Source organism: Mycobacterium sp. Soil_C_30 (assembly GCF_057656995.1).
Genome location: NZ_JBDGJH010000011.1, coordinates 57,543 through 75,453 on the forward strand (window position 1 = coordinate 57,543; position 17,911 = coordinate 75,453).

Here is a 17,911-nt window from a genome sequence, read left to right on the forward strand (position 1 = left end):
CAAGTCAGCGTTCGAGGGCCTGATAGGTGCGCCGAACGAAGCGGGGCTGGGCCGACTGCAGTTTGGCGATCGAGGTGTTACCGCCGATCGCGGCGGCGTCGGCCGTCAGGTTCGGCAGGTTCTGGATCAGATACATCAGGATCAGGTCGTTCTCCGGGTCGGCCTGCCACCAGGTGCCGTAGGCGCCGGGCCAGCTGAACGTGCCGCGGCCGCCCGGCCCGTACAACTGGCCGGCCTTAGCGGGGTCGGTGACCAGTGACAGATTGAGTCCGAACCCGCGGCCCACCCAGAACGGCATGCCCAGGAAGGGCACCGCTTTCTGGGCGTCGGTCAGCTGATCGGTGCGCATCAGGCGGACCGATTTCTCCGATACCACCCGGACGCCGTCGACCTCCCCGAAACCGAGCAACATGCGGATGAATCGCAGGTAGTCGTCGGCGGTCGACCACAGTCCGGCACCGCCCTGGCAGAACGGCGGCGGCGCGATCGGCGGCGGGCCCATCACGTCATGGGTCAGCGTGTTGGTCTCGTCGAGCTTGTACATCGTGGCGGCCCGGCGGCGCCCGGCCGGGGTGACGAAGAACCCGGTGTCGGTCATCCCCAGCGGGCCGAGGATCCGCTCCTGCAGCACTTCGTGGAGGGGTTTGCCCACCACCCGCGACACCAGAATCCCCAGCACATCGGTGGCCACACTGTAGGTCAACCGCTCGCCGGGTTGATGCGCCAACGGCAGCGCCACCAGCTCGGCCAGCCAGCGGTCCTGTTCCTGCCGGTGCGGCAGCTTGCCGTAGGCCTTGGCCAACGGTCCCAACACCGAGAACGGGTACGCCAGGCCGCTCTGGTGGGTCATCAGATCGAGCACGGTGATCGGTCGCGACGCGGGCACCGTCGCCTCGAGCGGGCCGCGGGGCTCCGCCAGCACCCGCACCGACGCGAATTCCGGCAGCCAGCGGGTGATCGGCTCGGCCAATGTGAGCTTGCCCTCGTCCACCAGGGTCATGGCGGCGGCAATGGTCACCGGTTTGGTCATGGATGCGATCCGGAAGATGGTGTCGCGTTGCATCGGCAATCGCGCCTCGACATCGCGATAGCCGATCTCGTTGACCTGCAGTATCTTTCCGCGCTGCCACACCAGGGTCACTGCTCCGGCGAGCAGTCCGTTGTCACACGCCTCACGGATGGATGCCTGATTCGGGTCCAGATTCACCACGCCGAGGTTACGCGGACGCCGTGTTAAGCTGCCCGGCAGTTCGACATCCTTTAAAGAACCGTCCGGTGAGGCGGAGAAGGAGGTCAAGGTAGACCGTGGGCGCACCAGACAACACTGGGCAAGAAGTCGATCGGGAGTTGTTGTCGTCGGCTGACGTCAGCCGCACCATCTCCCGGATGGCTCACCAGATCATCGAGAAGACGGCGCTGGACGGACCGGATGCCCCGCGCGTCGTCCTCCTGGGCATCCCCACCCGAGGCACCGATCTGGCTGCCCGGCTGGCCCGCCAGATCAGCGAGTTCTCCGGCGTCGCCGTCGAGCACGGTGGCCTGGACATCACCTTGTACCGCGACGACCTGATGTCCAAGCCGCCGCGACCGCTGGCCGACACCTCCATCCCCGATGGTGGCATCGACGGTGCGCTGGTGGTGCTGGTCGACGACGTGCTGTATTCCGGCCGCTCGGTGCGCGCGGCACTGGACGCGCTGCGCGATGTCGGTCGCCCGCGGGTGGTGCAGCTGGCCGTCCTGGTGGACCGGGGCCATCGCGAACTGCCCATCCGCGCCGATTATGTAGGGAAGAACGTGCCGACCTCGCGCAGCGAGAACGTCAAGGTGCAGCTGACCGAACACGATGGGCGCGACGGTGTGCGCATCGCCCCCTATGGAGGACCGCCCCGGTGAAACATCTGCTGACGGCCGCTGACCTGACCCGCGATGATGCGGTGGCCATCCTCGACGACGCCGACAAGTTCCGCCAGGCGCTGCTCGGCCGGGAAGTGAAGAAACTCCCGACGCTGCGCGGGCGCACGGTGATCACCATGTTCTACGAGAACTCCACCCGCACCCGGGTGTCGTTCGAGGTGGCGGGCAAGTGGATGAGCGCCGACGTGATCAACGTCAGCGCGTCGGGATCGTCGGTGGCCAAAGGGGAGTCGCTGCGCGACACCGCGCTCACCTTGCGGGCGGCCGGCGCCGATGCACTGATCATCCGTCATCCCGCTTCGGGTGCGCCGCAGCAGTTGGCCGAGTGGACGGCCGAGGCCGACGGAGCCGGGCCCAGCATCATCAACGCCGGCGACGGCACACACGAACATCCGACGCAGGCCCTGCTGGACGCACTGACCATCCGCCAGCGGCTCGGCTCGATCGACGGCAAGCGTGTGGTGATCGTCGGCGACGTGCTGCACAGCCGGGTCGCGCGGTCCAACGTCATGCTCCTGGCCACCCTCGGCGCCGAGGTGGTGCTGGTGGCGCCGCCGACGCTGCTGCCGGTCGGGGTGTCCGGCTGGCCGGTCACGGTGTCGCACGACCTGGACGCCGAGCTGCCCGCCGCGGACGCAGTACTGATGCTGCGGGTCCAGGCCGAGCGGATGAACGGCGGTTTCTTCCCCTCCACCCGCGAGTACTCGGTGCTCTACGGGCTCTCGGACAAGCGCCAGGCGCTGCTGCCCGAGCATGCGGTGGTGTTGCATCCCGGCCCGATGCTGCGCGGGATGGAGATCTCCTCGTCGGTGGCGGACTCGCCGCAATCGGCGGTGCTGCAACAGGTATCCAACGGTGTACATGTGCGGATGGCGGTGCTCTTCCATCTGCTGGTCGGGGCTGAACAGGAGGCGATCAGCGCGTGAGCCTGGTTCTCAAAGGTGTGCGACTCTACGGCGAAGGTGATCCCGTCGACGTGCTGGTGGCCGACGGGCAGATCGCCGAGATCGGTAGTGGTCTGGACGCCGAGACCGTGATCGACGCCACCGGACAGATCCTGTTGCCCGGGTTCGTCGACCTGCACACGCACCTGCGCGAACCCGGCCGCGAGGACACCGAGACCATCGAAACCGGCTCTGCGGCAGCCGCTCTCGGTGGTTACACCGCGGTGTTCGCGATGGCCAACACCAGCCCGGTCGCCGACTCCTCGGTGGTGACCGACCATGTGTGGCACCGCGGCCAGCAGGTGGGACTGGTGGACGTGCATCCCGTCGGGGCCATCACCATCGGATTGGCGGGCAAACAGCTCACCGAGATGGCGTTGATGGCGGCAAGCGCCGGCCAGGTCCGGATGTTCTCCGACGACGGGGTTTGCGTGCAGGACCCCCTGGTGATGCGTCGCGCGCTGGAGTACGCCACCGGCCTGGGGGTGCTGATCGCCCAGCACGCCGAAGAGCCTCGGCTGACCGTCAACGCGGTGGCCCATGAAGGTCCCAACGCTGCCCGCCTCGGGCTGGCCGGCTGGCCGCGGGTGGCCGAAGAGTCCATCGTGGCCCGCGACGCGCTGCTGGCCCGCGACGCCGGCGCGCGTGTCCACATCTGTCACGCCTCTACCGCGGGCACCGTCGAGTTGCTGAAATGGGCCAAGGCGCAAGGTATTTCGATCACCGCCGAGGTGACCCCGCACCACCTGCTGCTCGATGACAGCCGGTTGGACAGCTATGACGGGGTGAACAAGGTGAACCCGCCGCTGCGCGAGGCCTCCGATGCCCAGGCGCTGCGCCAGGCCTTGGCCGAGGGTGTGATCGACTGCGTGGCCACCGATCACGCCCCGCACGCCGAGCACGAGAAGTGTGTGGAGTTCGCCAACGCGCGCCCGGGCATGCTGGGTCTGCAGACCGCCCTGTCGGTGGTCGTCGAAACGATGGTGAACCCCGGGCTGTTGACCTGGCGCGGGGTCGCAGCGGTGATGAGTGAGAACCCGGCCCGCATCGTCGGCCTGCCCGATCAGGGCCGTCCCCTGGAGGTGGGTGAGCCGGCCAACCTGACCGTCGTCGACCCGGACGCCACCTGGACCGTCGAGGGCACCGATCTGGCCAGCAAGTCGGCCAACACTCCGTACCAGGCGATGACGCTGCCGGCCACGGTGACAGCGACTCTGTTGCGCGGCACGATCACCGCCAGGGACGGGAAAGTGCGCCAGTGAACACTGGGACCCTCATCGGTTCACTGATCTTCGCGGCCGTCATCGCGATCGTGATCGCGGTGCTGATCACATTGATGCTGCGCGGCTGGAAACGTCGTGCGTTACGGCAGGTGGAGCTGGTGGGACGACTGCCCGCGCTACCTGATTCCGTCGGCCCGGCGTTGATCGCCCCCACCAAAGGGCTCTACGTCGGCAGCACACTCGCACCGAGCTGGCAGGACCGCATCGCCGTCGGCGATCTCGGGTACCGCACCAAAGCGGTGCTGACCCGCTATCCCGAGGGCATCATGATGCAGCGCAGCGGGGCGACGCCCATCTGGATTCCCGACGAGTCCATCACCGCGATCCGTGCCGAGCGCGGTATCGCCGGCAAGGCGATGACCCACGACGGCATTCTCGCGATCCGGTGGAAACTCCCGTCGGGCACCGAGATAGATACCGGATTCCGCGGCGAGAACCGCGCCGATTACAGCAAGTGGGTGACGCCGGGGTCCGATGGGAGCCCAGCCGGAACGCCCGGAGAAGGAAGCACAGCATGACCACGAATACAGCGATTTTGGTTCTGGAGGACGGCCGGTCCTTCACCGGCACCGCATTCGGTGCCGTCGGGCAGACGCTCGGGGAAGCGGTGTTCTCCACCGGCATGTCCGGCTACCAGGAGACGCTGACCGATCCGAGCTATCACCGCCAGATCGTCGTCGCGACCGCACCGCAGATCGGTAACACCGGCTGGAACGACGAAGACGGCGAGAGCCGCGGCGACAAGATCTGGGTGGCCGGTTACGTGGTGCGTGACCCGTCGCCGCGCGCGTCGAACTGGCGCGCCACCGGCACTCTCGAAGACGAACTGATCCGGCAGCGGATCGTGGGTGTCGCCGGCATCGACACCCGCGCGGTGGTGCGCCACCTGCGCAGCCGCGGCTCGATGAAGGCGGGCGTGTTCTCCGGCGACGCGCTGGCCGATCTCGACGAGCTGGTGGCGCGAGTGCGCGGCCAGGAAGCGATGCTGGGCGCCGACCTGGCCGGCGAGGTCACCACGGACAACGGTTACGTGGTGGATCCGGTTGGGGAGCAACGGTTCACCGTCGCCGCGCTGGACCTGGGCATCAAGACCAACACGCCGCGCAACTTCGCCAACCGCGGTATCCGCAGCCATGTGCTGCCGTCGTCGGCGAGTTTCAGCGATATCACCGCGCTCAACCCGGACGGGGTGTTCCTGTCCAACGGGCCGGGTGACCCGGCCACCGCCGACCATGTGGTGGCGGTGACCCGGGAGGTGCTCGGCGCCGGGATTCCGCTGTTCGGCATCTGTTTCGGCAACCAGATCCTGGGCCGTGCGCTGGGCCGCGGCACCTACAAGATGACGTTCGGCCATCGCGGTATCAACGTCCCGGTGATCGATCACACCACCGGCCGGGTGGCGATCACCGCGCAGAACCACGGGTTCGCATTGGAAGGTGAGGCCGGTGAGGAGTTCGACACCGAGTTCGGCCGCGCCGTGGTCAGCCACACCTGCGCCAATGACGGTGTGGTGGAGGGGATCAAGCTCGCCAACGGCCGGGCCTTCTCGGTGCAGTACCACCCGGAGGCCGCGGCCGGACCGCACGACGCCAACTATCTGTTCGACCAGTTCATCGAGCTCATGGCGGGGGACAAGTGACCTTCCCCGCGAGCGCGCGTGTCTGTGCGCAACACGCCGCTGAAATCTGTACAAACACGCGCGCTCGCGCTGAGGAGAGAAGCAAGTAATGCCGCGTCGTACCGACCTCAACCACGTCCTGGTCATCGGCTCCGGCCCGATCCTGATCGGCCAGGCCGCCGAGTTCGACTACTCCGGAACCCAGGCCTGCCGGGTGCTGCGTGCCGAGGGGCTGCAGGTCACCTTGATCAACTCCAATCCGGCGACGATCATGACCGACCCGGAGTACGCCGACAACACGTACATCGAACCGATCACCCCGGCGTTCGTCGAGCGGGTGATCGCCCAGCAGGCCGAGCGCGGTAACAAGATCGACGCGCTGCTGGCCACTCTGGGCGGGCAGACCGCGCTCAACACCGCGGTCGCGCTGTCGGAGAACGGAGCGCTGGAAAGGTACGGCGTCGAACTCATCGGCGCCGACTTCGACGCCATCCAGCGTGGTGAGGACCGGCAGAAGTTCAAGGACATCGTGGCGAAGGTGGGCGGTGAATCCGCCCGCAGCCGAGTCTGTTTCACCATGGAGGAAGTGCGCGAGACCGTCGAGGAGCTCGGGTTGCCGGTCGTGGTGCGGCCCAGCTTCACCATGGGTGGGCTGGGCTCGGGCATGGCCGCCACGGTCGAAGACGTGGAGCGGATGGCCGGTGACGGGCTGGCCGCCTCGCCGAGTGCCAACGTGCTGATCGAGGAATCGATCTACGGGTGGAAAGAGTACGAACTCGAGCTGATGCGCGACGGCCGCGACAACGTGGTGGTGGTGTGCTCCATCGAGAACGTCGACCCCATGGGCGTGCACACCGGCGACTCGGTGACCGTCGCCCCGGCGATGACGCTGACCGACCGTGAGTACCAGGTGATGCGTGACCTGGGTATCGCGATCCTGCGTGAGGTCGGCGTCGACACCGGCGGCTGCAACATCCAGTTCGCGGTGAACCCGAACGACGGCCGGTTGATCGTCATCGAGATGAACCCTCGGGTGTCCCGCTCCAGCGCGCTGGCCTCGAAGGCCACCGGCTTCCCGATCGCCAAGATCGCCGCCAAGCTGGCCATCGGCTACACCCTCGACGAGATCGTCAACGACATCACCAAGGAGACCCCGGCCTGCTTCGAGCCGACGCTGGACTACGTGGTGGTCAAGGCGCCGCGGTTCGCGTTCGAGAAGTTCCCCGGCGCCGATGCCACCCTGACCACCACCATGAAGTCGGTGGGCGAGGCGATGTCGTTGGGCCGCAACTTCATCGAAGCCCTCGGCAAGGTGATGCGCTCGCTGGAGACCAAGAAGGCGGGCTTCTGGACGGGCCCGGCCGCGGAGGGGTCGCTGGAAGAGGTGCTGACCAGGCTGCAGACCCCCACCGACGGTCGCCTCTACGACATCGAATACGCGCTGCGCCTGGGTGGCACCGTCGAGCAGGTGGCCCAGGCCTCCGGCGTCGACCCGTGGTTCGTCGACCAGATCGCCGGACTGGTCGAATTGCGCGCCGAACTGCTCGACGCTCCCGTGCTCGACCAGGACCTGCTGCGGCGCAGCAAGCACAAGGGCCTCTCGGACGGTCAGATCGCGGCGCTGCGGCCGGAACTGGCCGGTGAGAACGGGGTTCGTTCGCTGCGTCAGCGCCTGGGCATCCGTCCGGTGTACAAGACCGTCGACACCTGTGCCGCCGAGTTCGAGGCCCGCACGCCCTATCACTACAGCAGCTATGAGCTCGATCCCGGCGCCGAGACCGAGGTGGCGCCGCAGACCGAGAAGCCCAAGGTGCTGATCCTGGGTTCGGGCCCGAACCGGATCGGCCAGGGCATCGAATTCGACTACAGCTGTGTGCACGCGGCCACCACGCTGAGCCAGGCCGGGTTCGAAACGGTGATGGTGAACTGCAACCCGGAGACGGTGTCCACCGACTACGACACCGCCGACCGGCTGTACTTCGAACCCCTGACCTTCGAGGACGTCCTCGAGGTCTACCACGCCGAACAGGCCTCCGGTGAAGGCGGACCGGGCGTCGTCGGGGTGATCGTCCAGCTCGGCGGGCAGACGCCGCTGGGACTGGCCGAGCGACTGGAGAAGGCGGGCGTGCCGATCGTGGGCACCAGGCCCGAGGCGATCGACCTGGCCGAGGACCGCGGCCGGTTCGGTGAGGTGCTGGCAGGTGCCGGACTGCCCGCGCCCCGGTTCGGCACCGCCACCAGCTTCGAGCAGGCCCGCAAGATCGCCGCCGACATCGGCTACCCGGTGCTGGTGCGCCCGTCGTATGTGCTCGGTGGTCGCGGCATGGAGATCGTCTACGACGAGCAGACTCTCGAGGGTTACATCACCCGCGCGACCGAACTGTCCCCGGAGCATCCGGTGCTGGTGGACCGCTTCCTCGAAGACGCCATCGAGATCGACGTCGACGCGCTGTGCGACGGCACCGACGTCTACATCGGCGGGGTGATGGAACACATCGAGGAAGCCGGCATCCATTCCGGCGACTCCGCATGCGCGCTGCCGCCGGTGACCCTGGGCCGCCAGGACATCGACTCGGTGCGCCGGGCCACCGAGGCGATCGCCCACGGTATCGGCGTGGTGGGCCTGCTCAACGTGCAGTACGCGCTCAAGGACGACGTGCTCTACGTGCTGGAGGCCAACCCGCGCGCCAGCCGCACGGTGCCGTTCGTGTCGAAGGCCACCGCGGTGCCGCTGGCGAAGGCCTGCGCGCGAATCATGTTGGGCGCCACCATCGCGCAGCTGCGCAGTGAGGGCCTCTTGGCCGCCGAGGGTGACGGGGCCAGCCCGGCGCCGAACGCGCCGATCGCCGTGAAGGAAGCCGTGCTGCCGTTCCACCGGTTCCGCAAGGCCGACGGGTCCAATGTCGAATCGCTGCTGGGGCCGGAGATGAAGTCCACCGGTGAGGTGATGGGCATCGACCAGAACTTCGGCAGTGCGTTCGCCAAGAGCCAGACCGCGGCCTACGGCTCGTTGCCGGCCCAGGGCACGGTGTTCGTATCGGTGGCCAATCGTGACAAGCGTTCGCTGGTGTTTCCGGTGAAGCGCCTGGCCGATCTGGGTTTCAAGGTCCTGGCCACCGACGGCACCGCGGAGATGCTGCGCCGCAACGGGATTCCCTGTGACGTGGTGCGCAAGATCTTCGAGGAGGCCACTCCCGACCGGCCGGCGAGGTCGGCGGTCGACGTGATCCGCGCCGGCGAGGTCAACATGGTGATCAACACCCCGTACGGCAACTCCGGCCCGCGTATCGACGGCTACGAGATCCGCGCCGCGGCGGTGCAGATGAACATCCCGTGTGTGACCACCGTGCAGGGTGCCTCGGCGGCGGTGCAGGGCATCGAGGCCGGTATCCGGGGCGATATCGGGGTGCGGTCGCTGCAGGAGTTGCACGCCGCGCTGGACGGGAACTAGCCAGGTGCCCGGTTTCGGTGCCCGGTTGCGCGACGCGGTGCAAGCCCGTGGACCGCTGTGTGTGGGCATCGACCCGCATCCCGAGTTGCTGACCGCATGGGGGCTCACGGCGGATGCCGACGGGCTGGCCGCGTTCTGTGAGGTGTGCGTGACGGCCCTCGACGGGTTCGCCGTCGTCAAACCACAGGTCGCGTTCTTCGAGACCTACGGCTCGGCGGGCTACGCCGTGCTGGAACGGACCATCGCCGAACTGCGCAGCGCCGGGGTGCTGGTGCTCGCCGACGCCAAACGCGGGGACATCGGCACCACCATGGCGGCCTACGCCGCGGCGTGGGCCGGGGATTCACCGTTGGCATGTGACGCGGTGACGGCCTCGCCGTACCTGGGGTTCGGCTCGCTTGCGCCCCTGCTGGACACCGCGGCGGCGCACGACCGCGGTGTCTTCGTCCTGGCGGCCACGTCGAATCCGGAAGGCGCCGGCGTGCAGCAGGCGGTGACGGCGGACGGGCGCACCCTCGCGCAGTCGATGGTGGACGCCGCAGCAGCCGTCAACCGCACCCGGGCACCGGAGCCCGGGTCGGTGGGCGTCGTCGTCGGCGCCACCTTGCCCGACCCACCGGATGTGAGCGCACTGTCCGGCCCCGTGCTGGTGCCCGGCGTCGGCGCTCAGGGTGGCCGTCCGGAGGCGTTGGCCGGCCTGGGAGGTGCGCTACCGGGTCAGCTGCTGCCGGCGGTGTCACGAGAGGTGTTGCGGGCCGGGCCCGACGTCGCGGCAGTGCGTGCCGCCGCCGAGCGGCTGCGCGACGCCGTGGCACATCTGGCCTGACGCTGGCCCGAATCACCAACCGCCCGCTGGGAGTTCGGACGGTGTTGTCGCGGGTGTTGCCTGGCGGCAAGGCGGATGAGGCAGTATCCGGGTATGACTCCGGGTGCCACCGTGATGATACCGAAAAGTACTGCACACCAGGCAATTACGTGCATGGGAGCGCTCGCGCAAGCCTACCGTCAGCAGCCGGACTCCGGGGCGGCGCAGGCTGTCGGTGAGCTGGCCGAGGACAGCAGGACGCTGGCCGGGCGCGTTCAGGCCTCCGGTGACACGACGGTGCGGATCCCCGTGGCCATCGTCACCCGGATCGCCGACCAGCTCATCCGCGGCGCGCAGGCCGAGGCCGGGTCGGAGGCGCTGCAGGCCGCGCTGTGGCGCACCGCGGGCAGGTTGCAGCGCTGGATCGCCGATGCCTCGGCCAGAGACGCGGCCAGGGCCGCGGAGAAGGCCTCCGCACGTACCTCGGGAATCGCCCGCCGCTGAATCCGTCCGCTCTAGACTCTCGGAGCACGGCGAGGGTAGGGGGCGAGGGTAGGGGGCACGGTGACGGCCTATGACGTGGCTGCCTGGTCGGATTTCGCGCAGGCGGTCGGGGGAGGTGCCGCCGCATTCGCAGGACTGCTGTTCGTCGGGCTGTCGCTGAATCTCAGCGACGTGCTCGCCTATCCCGGTGTCCCGGCGCGTGCGGCCGCGACGTTGGGTCTCACCGTGACGATCCTGGTGGCCTCGATCTTGTTGGTGACGCCCGGGCAGCCGGTCGGCGTCGTGGCCGCTGAACTGGGTGCCCTGGGTGTGGCGATGTCGGTGGCGGCGCTGGTGGCCGGACTGCGGCACCGGCAGGGCCGCCCTCCGGCTCGCACCTGGTATCAGGTGTCGGTGCTGCTGGGGCCGGCCCTGATGTTCGTTCTTGCCGGCGTCTCGTTGGCCGCCGGCGCCGGCGGCGGTCTGTACTGGGTGACCGCCGCCGTCGCCACGGGTTTTCTGTCTGCCACCGCCAACGCGTGGGTGCTGTTGGTGGAGATCAAGCGCTAGCCAAGACCGGCCGTCTCTCGACCGGCCGGTCTAGAGCGCGATCCAGCGCCCCAGGAACCAGAAACCCCAGCCCGCCCCATTGCCCGCGGGCAACGGGGTCACCTGATGGCCCTCGTACATGAACGGCTTGTGGTCCTGTCGGCCCTGGTCGATTCCGCGCTGGTTGACCGGGAGGTTGCCGTTCGGCCCGGGGTTCGGCTGGCAGACCGCCTGCCCGGGCCCACCGCACGGCTGACCCGGGTTCGCGGCGGCAATGCCCGTTCCGAGGCCGAAGAGGCCGGCGGCGGCGACGCCGGCCGCGAGCGTCGAGGTGGCGATCATGCGGGTGAACTTCATCTGGAACGACTCCGAATCTGTCGAGGATCTCGTGGTTGGCGGTTGACCAACGCCGCTGACGCTATGGAGCGACCGTGTGGCCGGGATGTGGCGCCGATGGGCCCAGCCTGTGCAACCGGTAACGGATCCGTCGCGGTGAACCATTAGCCGTCCTATGCGTTCGGAGTGACTGGCGTGACAGATGCGATGGAAAGTGCTCTTGCCGTGGTCAGCGGACTTTTGCCGACACGCGCGACACGCCAGGAAGTCTTCTGAGAAGCCGCTGGAGTCGGCCGATCGGGCGCCCGAGTGACAGCCGGGACGTGGCAGAGAACTGGCGGGTATGGCGAAAAGCGGTGTTGCGCAGCGGATTCACCGGCGGTCCGCGGCTCCGGGCAACCCGCCGCCGACGCGTCTGCCGGTGCCCGCCCACCGGTCCGGATCACGGCGTGTCGGGGCCTACACGCTGGGCCTTTGTCGGAGCCGAAGGGGGGTGGGGTTAGATTTCGTCAGTCAGCGTGGGTACGGTCGTCGTCGCTGGCTGGCGTACCCCGGCCGAGACAAAACAATGATCGCGATCTGTTCAGGTCGCGATCGACAAGATGGTTATGAGACGGAGGAACCGTGGCCCTTCCCCAGTTGACCGACGAACAGCGCGCGGCAGCGTTGGAGAAGGCTGCTGCCGCTCGTCGAGCACGAGCCGAACTCAAAGATCGGCTCAAGCGTGGCGGCACCAACCTCTCCCAGGTGCTCAAGGATGCCGAGACCGATGAGGTCTTGGGCAAGATGAAGGTCTCCGCACTGCTGGAAGCCCTGCCCAAGGTCGGCAAGGTCAAGGCGCAGGAGATCATGACCGAGCTGGAGATCGCCCCGACGCGTCGTCTGCGCGGCCTGGGCGACCGGCAGCGCAAGGCGCTGCTGGACAAGTTCGACCCCTCGTAGAGGTCGGTGATCGCTGTCGGGGGACCGGATAGCGGCGCGCCCCGCGGCCCTGGGAGCCCAGGCTCCCGAGGCCGTGTGGTCGTGCTGTCCGGTCCCTCTGCGGTCGGTAAGTCCACCGTGGTCAGATGCCTGCGGGAACGGCTTCCGCAGCTGCATTTCAGTGTGTCGGCCACCACCAGGGCCCCGCGCCCTGGGGAGGTCGACGGAGTGGATTACCACTTCGTGTCCACCGAGGCGTTCCAGCGGTTGATCGACCGGGGCGCGCTGCTCGAGTGGGCGGAGATCCACCGCGGCCTGCACCGCTCCGGGACCCCGGCGCAACCGGTCCTGGAGGCGGTGGCGGCCGGGAATCCGGTGCTCATCGAGGTCGACCTGGCCGGCGCCCGATCGGTCAAGCAAGCCATGCCCGAGGCGGTGTCGGTGTTCCTGGCGCCGCCCAGCTGGGAAGATCTCGAGCGCCGGCTCGTCGGCCGCGGCACCGAGTCACCCGAGGTGATGCGGCGCCGTCTCGACACCGCGCGGGCCGAGATCGCCGCCCAGAATGACTTCGATGTCATTGTCGTGAACAGGCAATTAGAGGCTGCCTGCGCGGAATTGGTATCCTTGCTGGCAGGAACTGCGCCGGACGCTTCATCGACGTCGTCTTGACGCGCATTTTGAGCTCCACCCGATAATCGCCAGGAGATTTCTACGTGACCAATCCCGATACGCTGTCCGGTGTTGACCAGTTCGACACGGCTGCGGGCTCGGCGCTCCAGGGTGCCTACGACACGCCGCTGGGCATCACCAACCCGCCCATCGACGAGCTGCTCGACCGTGCGTCGAGCAAGTACGCGCTGGTGATCTACGCCGCCAAGCGCGCCCGTCAAATCAACGACTACTACAACCAGCTGGGCGACGGCATCCTCGAATACGTGGGTCCGCTCGTCGAGCCGGGTCTGCAGGAGAAGCCGCTCTCGATCGCCATGCGCGAGATCCACGGCGACCTCCTCGAGCACACCGAAGGCGAATAGGGCAGGCGCTGCGCGGATGAGGCTCGGGGGCCAAGACCAGGGGCGTCACTGTCCGCCCGTCGACCAGAGCTGTCGCCCGTGAGCCGCAAACGGGTCGTCGTCGGAGTGGCAGGCGGTATCGCCGCCTACAAGGCCTGCTCGGTGATCCGTCAGCTTTCCGAAGCCGGGCACGACGTGCGCGTCGTGCCCACCGAGTCCGCGCTGCGTTTCGTCGGCGCGGCCACCTTCGAAGCCCTTTCCGGGCACCCCGTACACACCGGCGTCTTCGAGGACGTCTCCGAGGTGCCGCACGTGCGCATCGGCCAGGAGGCCGATCTGGTGGTGATCGCCCCGGCCACCGCCGACCTGCTGGCCCGTGCGGTCGCCGGCCGTGCGGACGACCTGCTGACCGCCACTCTCTTGACCGCGCGCTGTCCGGTGCTGTTCGCCCCGGCGATGCACACCGAGATGTGGCTGCATCCGGCCACCGTCGACAACGTGGCGACGCTGCGACAGCGTGGCGCCGTGGTCCTCGAGCCCGCCTCCGGCCGACTGACCGGTCGCGACTCCGGACCGGGCCGGTTGCCGGAACCCGAAGAGATCACCACATTCGCTGAACTGCTGCTGGCCCGGGCCGATGCGTTGCCCTTCGACCTCACCGGGGTCAAGATGCTGGTGACCGCGGGTGGCACCCGCGAGGCGCTGGACCCGGTGCGCTTCCTCGGCAACCGCAGCTCCGGTAAGCAGGGCTACGCCGTGGCCCGGGTGGCCGCTCAACGTGGCGCCGAGGTCACCCTGATCGCCGGTAACACCGCCGCGCTGCCCGACCCCGCCGGCGTCGACGTCGTGCACATCGGATCGGCCGCGCAGTTGCGCGACGCGGTGTCCAAACACGCCCCGGACGTGAACGTTCTGGTGATGGCGGCCGCGGTGGCCGATTTCCGCCCCGCCCAGGTCGCGGCGACAAAGATGAAGAAGGGCGGCGACTCGGAACCGACGTCCATCGAGCTGGTGCGCAACGACGACGTGCTCGCGGGCGCCGTCCGCGCCCGCACCGACGGTCAGCTGCCCAACATGCAGGCGATCGTCGGCTTCGCCGCAGAAACCGGCGACGCCTCGGGTGACGTGTTGTTCCACGCCCGCGCGAAGCTCAAGCGCAAGGGCTGCGACCTGCTGGTGGTCAACGCCGTCGGCGAAGGGCGCGCATTCGAGGTGGACAGCAATGACGGGTGGTTGCTGGCCGCCGACGGCACCGAAGCGGCGCTGGAGCACGGGTCCAAAACACTCATGGCGAGCCGTATTGTGGACGCGATCGGACAAATTCTTCAGTCTGGGAGAAACTGACACCCGCTACCCCGAGTTGCGCATGACGGCTGCATACGGGCACGCTGCGGGGGCTGACGACGACAACGGCGATAAACTTCGCCCGGCTGAACTGTGAATGAGGGCCTAGCGCCGGAAGGGATGGGGACGTGAGCAAAGCACGGCTGTTCACGAGCGAGTCGGTGACCGAGGGGCATCCCGACAAGATCTGTGACGCCATCAGTGACTCGGTGCTCGACGCGCTCCTGGCTGAGGATCCTCGTTCGCGGGTGGCGGTCGAGACGCTGGTGACCACGGGTCAGGTGCATGTCGCGGGCGAGGTGACCACCAGCGCTTACGCCGACATCCCGAAGATCGTGCGTGACCGCATCCTCGACATCGGCTATGACTCGTCGACCAAGGGCTTCGACGGCGCCTCGTGCGGGGTGAACATCGCCATCGGCGCGCAGTCGCCGGATATCGCCCAGGGTGTCGACACCGCTCATGAGACCCGGGTGGAAGGCGCCGTGGATCCGTTGGATCTGCAGGGCGCCGGCGACCAGGGCCTGATGTTCGGCTACGCCATCAAGGACACCCCCGAGCTGATGCCGCTGCCGATCGCGCTGGCCCACCGGCTGTCGCGCCGCCTGACCGAGGTGCGCAAGAACGGCGTCCTGCCGTACCTGCGTCCCGACGGCAAGACCCAGGTGACCATCCAGTACGACGGCACCACCCCGGTACGGCTGGACACCGTGGTGCTCTCGACGCAGCACGCCGCCGACATCGACCTGGACACCATGCTGTCGCCCGACATCCGGGAAAAGGTCGTCAACACCGTGCTCGACGACTTGGCGCACGAGACCCTGGACACCTCCGATTTCCGCCTGCTGGTCAACCCGACCGGCAAGTTCGTGCTCGGCGGTCCGATGGGTGACGCCGGACTGACCGGTCGCAAGATCATCGTCGACACCTACGGCGGCTGGGCCCGCCACGGTGGCGGCGCCTTCTCCGGCAAGGATCCGTCCAAGGTGGACCGCTCGGCCGCGTATGCGATGCGCTGGGTTGCCAAGAACGTCGTCGCCGCCGGCCTGGCCGAGCGCGTCGAGGTCCAGGTCGCCTACGCCATCGGCAAGGCGGCTCCGGTGGGTCTGTTCGTGGAGACCTTCGGCACCGAGACCGTCGACCCGGCCCGCATCGAGAAGGCCATCACGTCGGTCTTCGACCTGCGTCCGGGTGCGATCGTGCGCGATCTGGATCTGCTGCGGCCGATCTACGCGCAGACCGCCGCCTACGGTCACTTCGGCCGCACCGATATCGAACTGCCGTGGGAGCAGGTCAACAAGGTCGACGACCTGAAGGCTTCCGTCTAGTCTCCAGATTGCTTCGAGGGTCGTGATCCGTCTGGGATCACGACCCTCGTCGCTTTTTCGGTCGCCGAGTTTTACTCACCTTGATTTGAGCGAAAACCCCTGCGGAAAGGGTGAATTCATCGCCGGGTGGTCAGGACCGGTGGCCGCTGCTTCTTAGTATCTAGCGCGTTGTCCGTGCAGACCGTTGAGGCAGGCCCAGAATGTCTATCCACACCGAAGACCTGACGAAGGTCTACGGCGAGACGCGGGCGCTCGACGGGGTGTCGATCTCCGTCGGCCAAGGCGAGATCCTCGGCGTCGTGGGCAGCAGCGGCTCGGGCAAGAGCACGCTGGTCCGCAACATCGCGCTGCTGGAACGCCCCACCAGAGGCCGGGTGGTGCTCGACGGCCAGGACCTCACCGCACTGTCCGAGCGGGAACTGCGGACCGCGCGCCGGCGTCTCGGCAATGTCTTCCAGTCGGCGAACCTGTTGGACAACCGCACCGCGCGGCGCAATATCGAATACCCGCTGGAGATCGCCGGATGGGACCGGACCAAACGCTGGCACCGGGCCCAGGAACTGCTGGAGCTGGTGGGCCTGGCCGGCCGCGGCGAGGACTACCCGGCGCAGCTGTCCGGCGGTCAGCAGCAGCGGGTGGGCATCGCCCGGGCGCTGGCGGCCAAGCCGTCGGTGCTGCTGGCCGACGAACCGACCAGCGCGCTGGACCCCACCACCACGCAGGAGATCCTGGCGCTGTTGACCCAGTTGCGGGACGAGCTGGATGTGACGATCCTGCTGATCACCCATGACCTGGGCATCGTCCGGCAGATCGCCGATCGGGTGGCGGTGCTGTCTTCGGGGCGGGTCATCGCTGCCGGCTCGCTGGCTGAGGTCGCCAGCGATCCGGCTTCGGGTCTGCTGCCGCCGCTGGCGGCCCCACCGGCCCCCGCCGCCGGCGAGCTCATCGTCAACGTGCACGCCGGCGCCGATGCCTCGGCGGCGTTCATCGGCGCATTGGCCCGCGACCTCGACACCGAGGTGCGCATCCTCGACGGCGAAGTGCTGCATCTGGGCGGGCAGTCGGTGTCACAGTTCCAGCTGAGCCTGACCGGAATCGGGCACTCGGCTCCGGAACACGCCGATCGCTACACGAAATGGTTCGCGGCACAGGGCCTCTCAGCGGTGGTACCGGCGTGAGCATCTTCGACGGATTCACCGCCTGGCTGCACGACTCGATCCTGCTCGACACCGACGCGGTACCGGTGGCGCTGAACCAGACCCTGCAGCTGGTGTTCATCCCGTTCGTCGTGGTGATCATCTTCGGTATCCCGCTGGGTGTGCTGCTGTACACCACGGCGCCAGGCGGACTTTCGCCGGTCCGCTGGCTCAACCGCACCCTCGGAGTCATCGTCAACGTACTGCGCTCGCTGCCGTTCCTGGTGCTGGTGATCGCCCTCTGGCCGCTGGGCCGGCTGCTGGTGGGGTCGAGCCTGGGCACCGTCGCGGCCATGGTGCCGCTGACCATCGGCACCATCCCGTTCCTGGCGCGGCTGGTGGAGTCGTCGTTGCGCGAGGTGAACGCCGGCAAGATCGACGCGGCCAGGGTGGTGGGCGCCACCCGATGGCAGATCATCACCAAAACGCTTCTGCCGGAGGCCATCAGCAGCATCATCGCCGGGCTGACGATCACGATCATCGCCCTGCTGGGGTACTCCGCGCTGGCCGGCGTGATCGGCGGTGGGGGACTCGGTGACCTGGCGATCCGCTACGGCGCCCGCTCGTACGACGGGCCGGTGCTCTGGACGACGGTGCTGCTGCTGATCGTGCTGGCCACCATCTTCCAGGTGGTGGGCGACTATTTCGCCCGCAAGACCGACCACCGGGCCCGACGCGGAGGGGGTGAGACTGCTGGCCTCGAGCGAGTGTCCTTGTAGCGGTTGT

Annotated in this window: 18 protein-coding genes; 16 read left to right on the forward strand and 2 right to left on the reverse strand. The window is 68.1% G+C overall.

Going from position 1 to position 17,911, the window contains the following annotated elements:
• Positions 1-4: 4 nt before the first annotated feature.
• Positions 5-1,207 (reverse strand): serine hydrolase domain-containing protein, encoded by a 1,203-nt coding sequence (locus tag AC3A6P_RS20585; RefSeq protein WP_487693572.1) that lies wholly within the window; start codon positions 1,205-1,207, stop codon positions 5-7.
• A 98-nt stretch (positions 1,208-1,305) separates the two neighbouring features.
• On the opposite strand from AC3A6P_RS20585, the gene pyrR reads away from it, so the two are divergent.
• The 9 genes from pyrR to AC3A6P_RS20630 all read left to right on the forward strand — a co-directional run bounded on the left by pyrR (position 1,306) and on the right by AC3A6P_RS20630 (position 11,068).
• Positions 1,306-1,893: a bifunctional pyr operon transcriptional regulator/uracil phosphoribosyltransferase PyrR gene (gene pyrR / locus AC3A6P_RS20590; RefSeq protein ID WP_487693573.1), complete on the forward strand. Its 588-nt coding sequence runs from the start codon at positions 1,306-1,308 to the stop codon at positions 1,891-1,893.
• Positions 1,890-2,840, forward strand: a complete 951-nt coding sequence (locus tag AC3A6P_RS20595) for an aspartate carbamoyltransferase catalytic subunit (protein WP_487693574.1) — start codon at positions 1,890-1,892, stop codon at positions 2,838-2,840. Before pyrR ends, AC3A6P_RS20595 begins: the two co-directional genes overlap by 4 nt.
• Entirely contained in the window at positions 2,837-4,120 is a 1,284-nt protein-coding gene (locus AC3A6P_RS20600; RefSeq protein WP_487693575.1) for a dihydroorotase, read from the forward strand. The genes AC3A6P_RS20595 and AC3A6P_RS20600 overlap by 4 nt, the downstream gene beginning before the upstream one ends.
• Positions 4,117-4,659, forward strand: a complete 543-nt coding sequence (locus AC3A6P_RS20605; RefSeq protein WP_487693576.1) for a PH-like domain-containing protein — start codon at positions 4,117-4,119, stop codon at positions 4,657-4,659. Before AC3A6P_RS20600 ends, AC3A6P_RS20605 begins: the two co-directional genes overlap by 4 nt.
• Complete coding sequence (gene carA / locus AC3A6P_RS20610; RefSeq protein WP_487693577.1) at positions 4,656-5,780, forward strand: glutamine-hydrolyzing carbamoyl-phosphate synthase small subunit; 1,125 nt, start codon at positions 4,656-4,658, stop codon at positions 5,778-5,780. Before AC3A6P_RS20605 ends, carA begins: the two co-directional genes overlap by 4 nt.
• Positions 5,781-5,868: 88 nt before the next feature.
• Entirely contained in the window at positions 5,869-9,210 is a 3,342-nt protein-coding gene (gene carB, locus AC3A6P_RS20615; protein WP_487693578.1) for a carbamoyl-phosphate synthase large subunit, read from the forward strand.
• A gap of 4 nt (positions 9,211-9,214) precedes the next feature.
• A complete protein-coding gene (gene pyrF / locus AC3A6P_RS20620; protein WP_487693579.1) occupies positions 9,215-10,036 on the forward strand; it encodes an orotidine-5'-phosphate decarboxylase in 822 nt (273 codons plus the stop codon).
• A gap of 153 nt (positions 10,037-10,189) precedes the next feature.
• The gene (locus tag AC3A6P_RS20625; protein WP_487693580.1) at positions 10,190-10,519 is read left to right on the forward strand and encodes a hypothetical protein; all 330 of its coding nucleotides are present in this window, start codon (positions 10,190-10,192) and stop codon (positions 10,517-10,519) included.
• A 60-nt stretch (positions 10,520-10,579) separates the two neighbouring features.
• On the forward strand, positions 10,580-11,068 hold the full coding sequence (locus AC3A6P_RS20630; RefSeq protein WP_487693581.1) for a hypothetical protein: 489 nt from the start codon (positions 10,580-10,582) through the stop codon (positions 11,066-11,068).
• A 30-nt stretch (positions 11,069-11,098) separates the two neighbouring features.
• Here AC3A6P_RS20630 and AC3A6P_RS20635 read toward each other — a convergent pair whose 3' ends face one another.
• Positions 11,099-11,404, reverse strand: a complete 306-nt coding sequence (locus tag AC3A6P_RS20635) for a hypothetical protein (protein WP_487693582.1) — start codon at positions 11,402-11,404, stop codon at positions 11,099-11,101.
• Positions 11,405-12,007: 603 nt separating this feature from the next.
• Here AC3A6P_RS20635 and mihF point away from each other — a divergent pair.
• The 7 genes from mihF (at position 12,008) to AC3A6P_RS20670 (ending at position 17,904) form a co-directional block, all read left to right on the forward strand.
• Positions 12,008-12,325 carry an integration host factor, actinobacterial type gene (gene mihF / locus AC3A6P_RS20640; RefSeq protein WP_068916654.1) on the forward strand — a complete coding sequence of 106 codons (318 nt, stop codon included), beginning with the start codon at positions 12,008-12,010 and terminating at the stop codon, positions 12,323-12,325.
• A gap of 9 nt (positions 12,326-12,334) precedes the next feature.
• Entirely contained in the window at positions 12,335-12,973 is a 639-nt protein-coding gene (gene gmk / locus AC3A6P_RS20645; protein ID WP_487693714.1) for a guanylate kinase, read from the forward strand.
• A 62-nt stretch (positions 12,974-13,035) separates the two neighbouring features.
• Entirely contained in the window at positions 13,036-13,338 is a 303-nt protein-coding gene (gene rpoZ / locus AC3A6P_RS20650) for a DNA-directed RNA polymerase subunit omega (protein ID WP_487693715.1), read from the forward strand.
• 69 nt (positions 13,339-13,407) lie between these two features.
• A complete protein-coding gene (gene coaBC / locus AC3A6P_RS20655; RefSeq protein WP_487693716.1) occupies positions 13,408-14,661 on the forward strand; it encodes a bifunctional phosphopantothenoylcysteine decarboxylase/phosphopantothenate--cysteine ligase CoaBC in 1,254 nt (417 codons plus the stop codon).
• A gap of 128 nt (positions 14,662-14,789) precedes the next feature.
• Entirely contained in the window at positions 14,790-15,989 is a 1,200-nt protein-coding gene (gene metK, locus AC3A6P_RS20660; RefSeq protein WP_487693583.1) for a methionine adenosyltransferase, read from the forward strand.
• A gap of 200 nt (positions 15,990-16,189) precedes the next feature.
• Complete coding sequence (locus AC3A6P_RS20665; RefSeq protein WP_487693584.1) at positions 16,190-17,167, forward strand: methionine ABC transporter ATP-binding protein; 978 nt, start codon at positions 16,190-16,192, stop codon at positions 17,165-17,167.
• Positions 17,164-17,904 (forward strand): methionine ABC transporter permease, encoded by a 741-nt coding sequence (locus AC3A6P_RS20670; protein ID WP_487693585.1) that lies wholly within the window; start codon positions 17,164-17,166, stop codon positions 17,902-17,904. The genes AC3A6P_RS20665 and AC3A6P_RS20670 overlap by 4 nt, the downstream gene beginning before the upstream one ends.
• The last annotated feature ends 7 nt before the right edge of the window (positions 17,905-17,911 follow it).

What these genes read in the sequence shown, in the direction of transcription:
- carA (WP_487693577.1), top strand. Translation starts at nt 4,656, where the DNA reads ATGACCACGAATACAGCGATTTTGGTTCTGGAGGACGGCCGGTCCTTC.
- carB (WP_487693578.1), top strand. Translation starts at nt 5,869, where the DNA reads ATGCCGCGTCGTACCGACCTCAACCACGTCCTGGTCATCGGCTCCGGC.
- AC3A6P_RS20625 (WP_487693580.1), top strand. Translation starts at nt 10,190, where the DNA reads ATGGGAGCGCTCGCGCAAGCCTACCGTCAGCAGCCGGACTCCGGGGCG.
- AC3A6P_RS20635 (WP_487693582.1), bottom strand. Translation starts at nt 11,404, where the DNA reads ATGAAGTTCACCCGCATGATCGCCACCTCGACGCTCGCGGCCGGCGTC.
- AC3A6P_RS20665 (WP_487693584.1), top strand. Translation starts at nt 16,190, where the DNA reads ATGTCTATCCACACCGAAGACCTGACGAAGGTCTACGGCGAGACGCGG.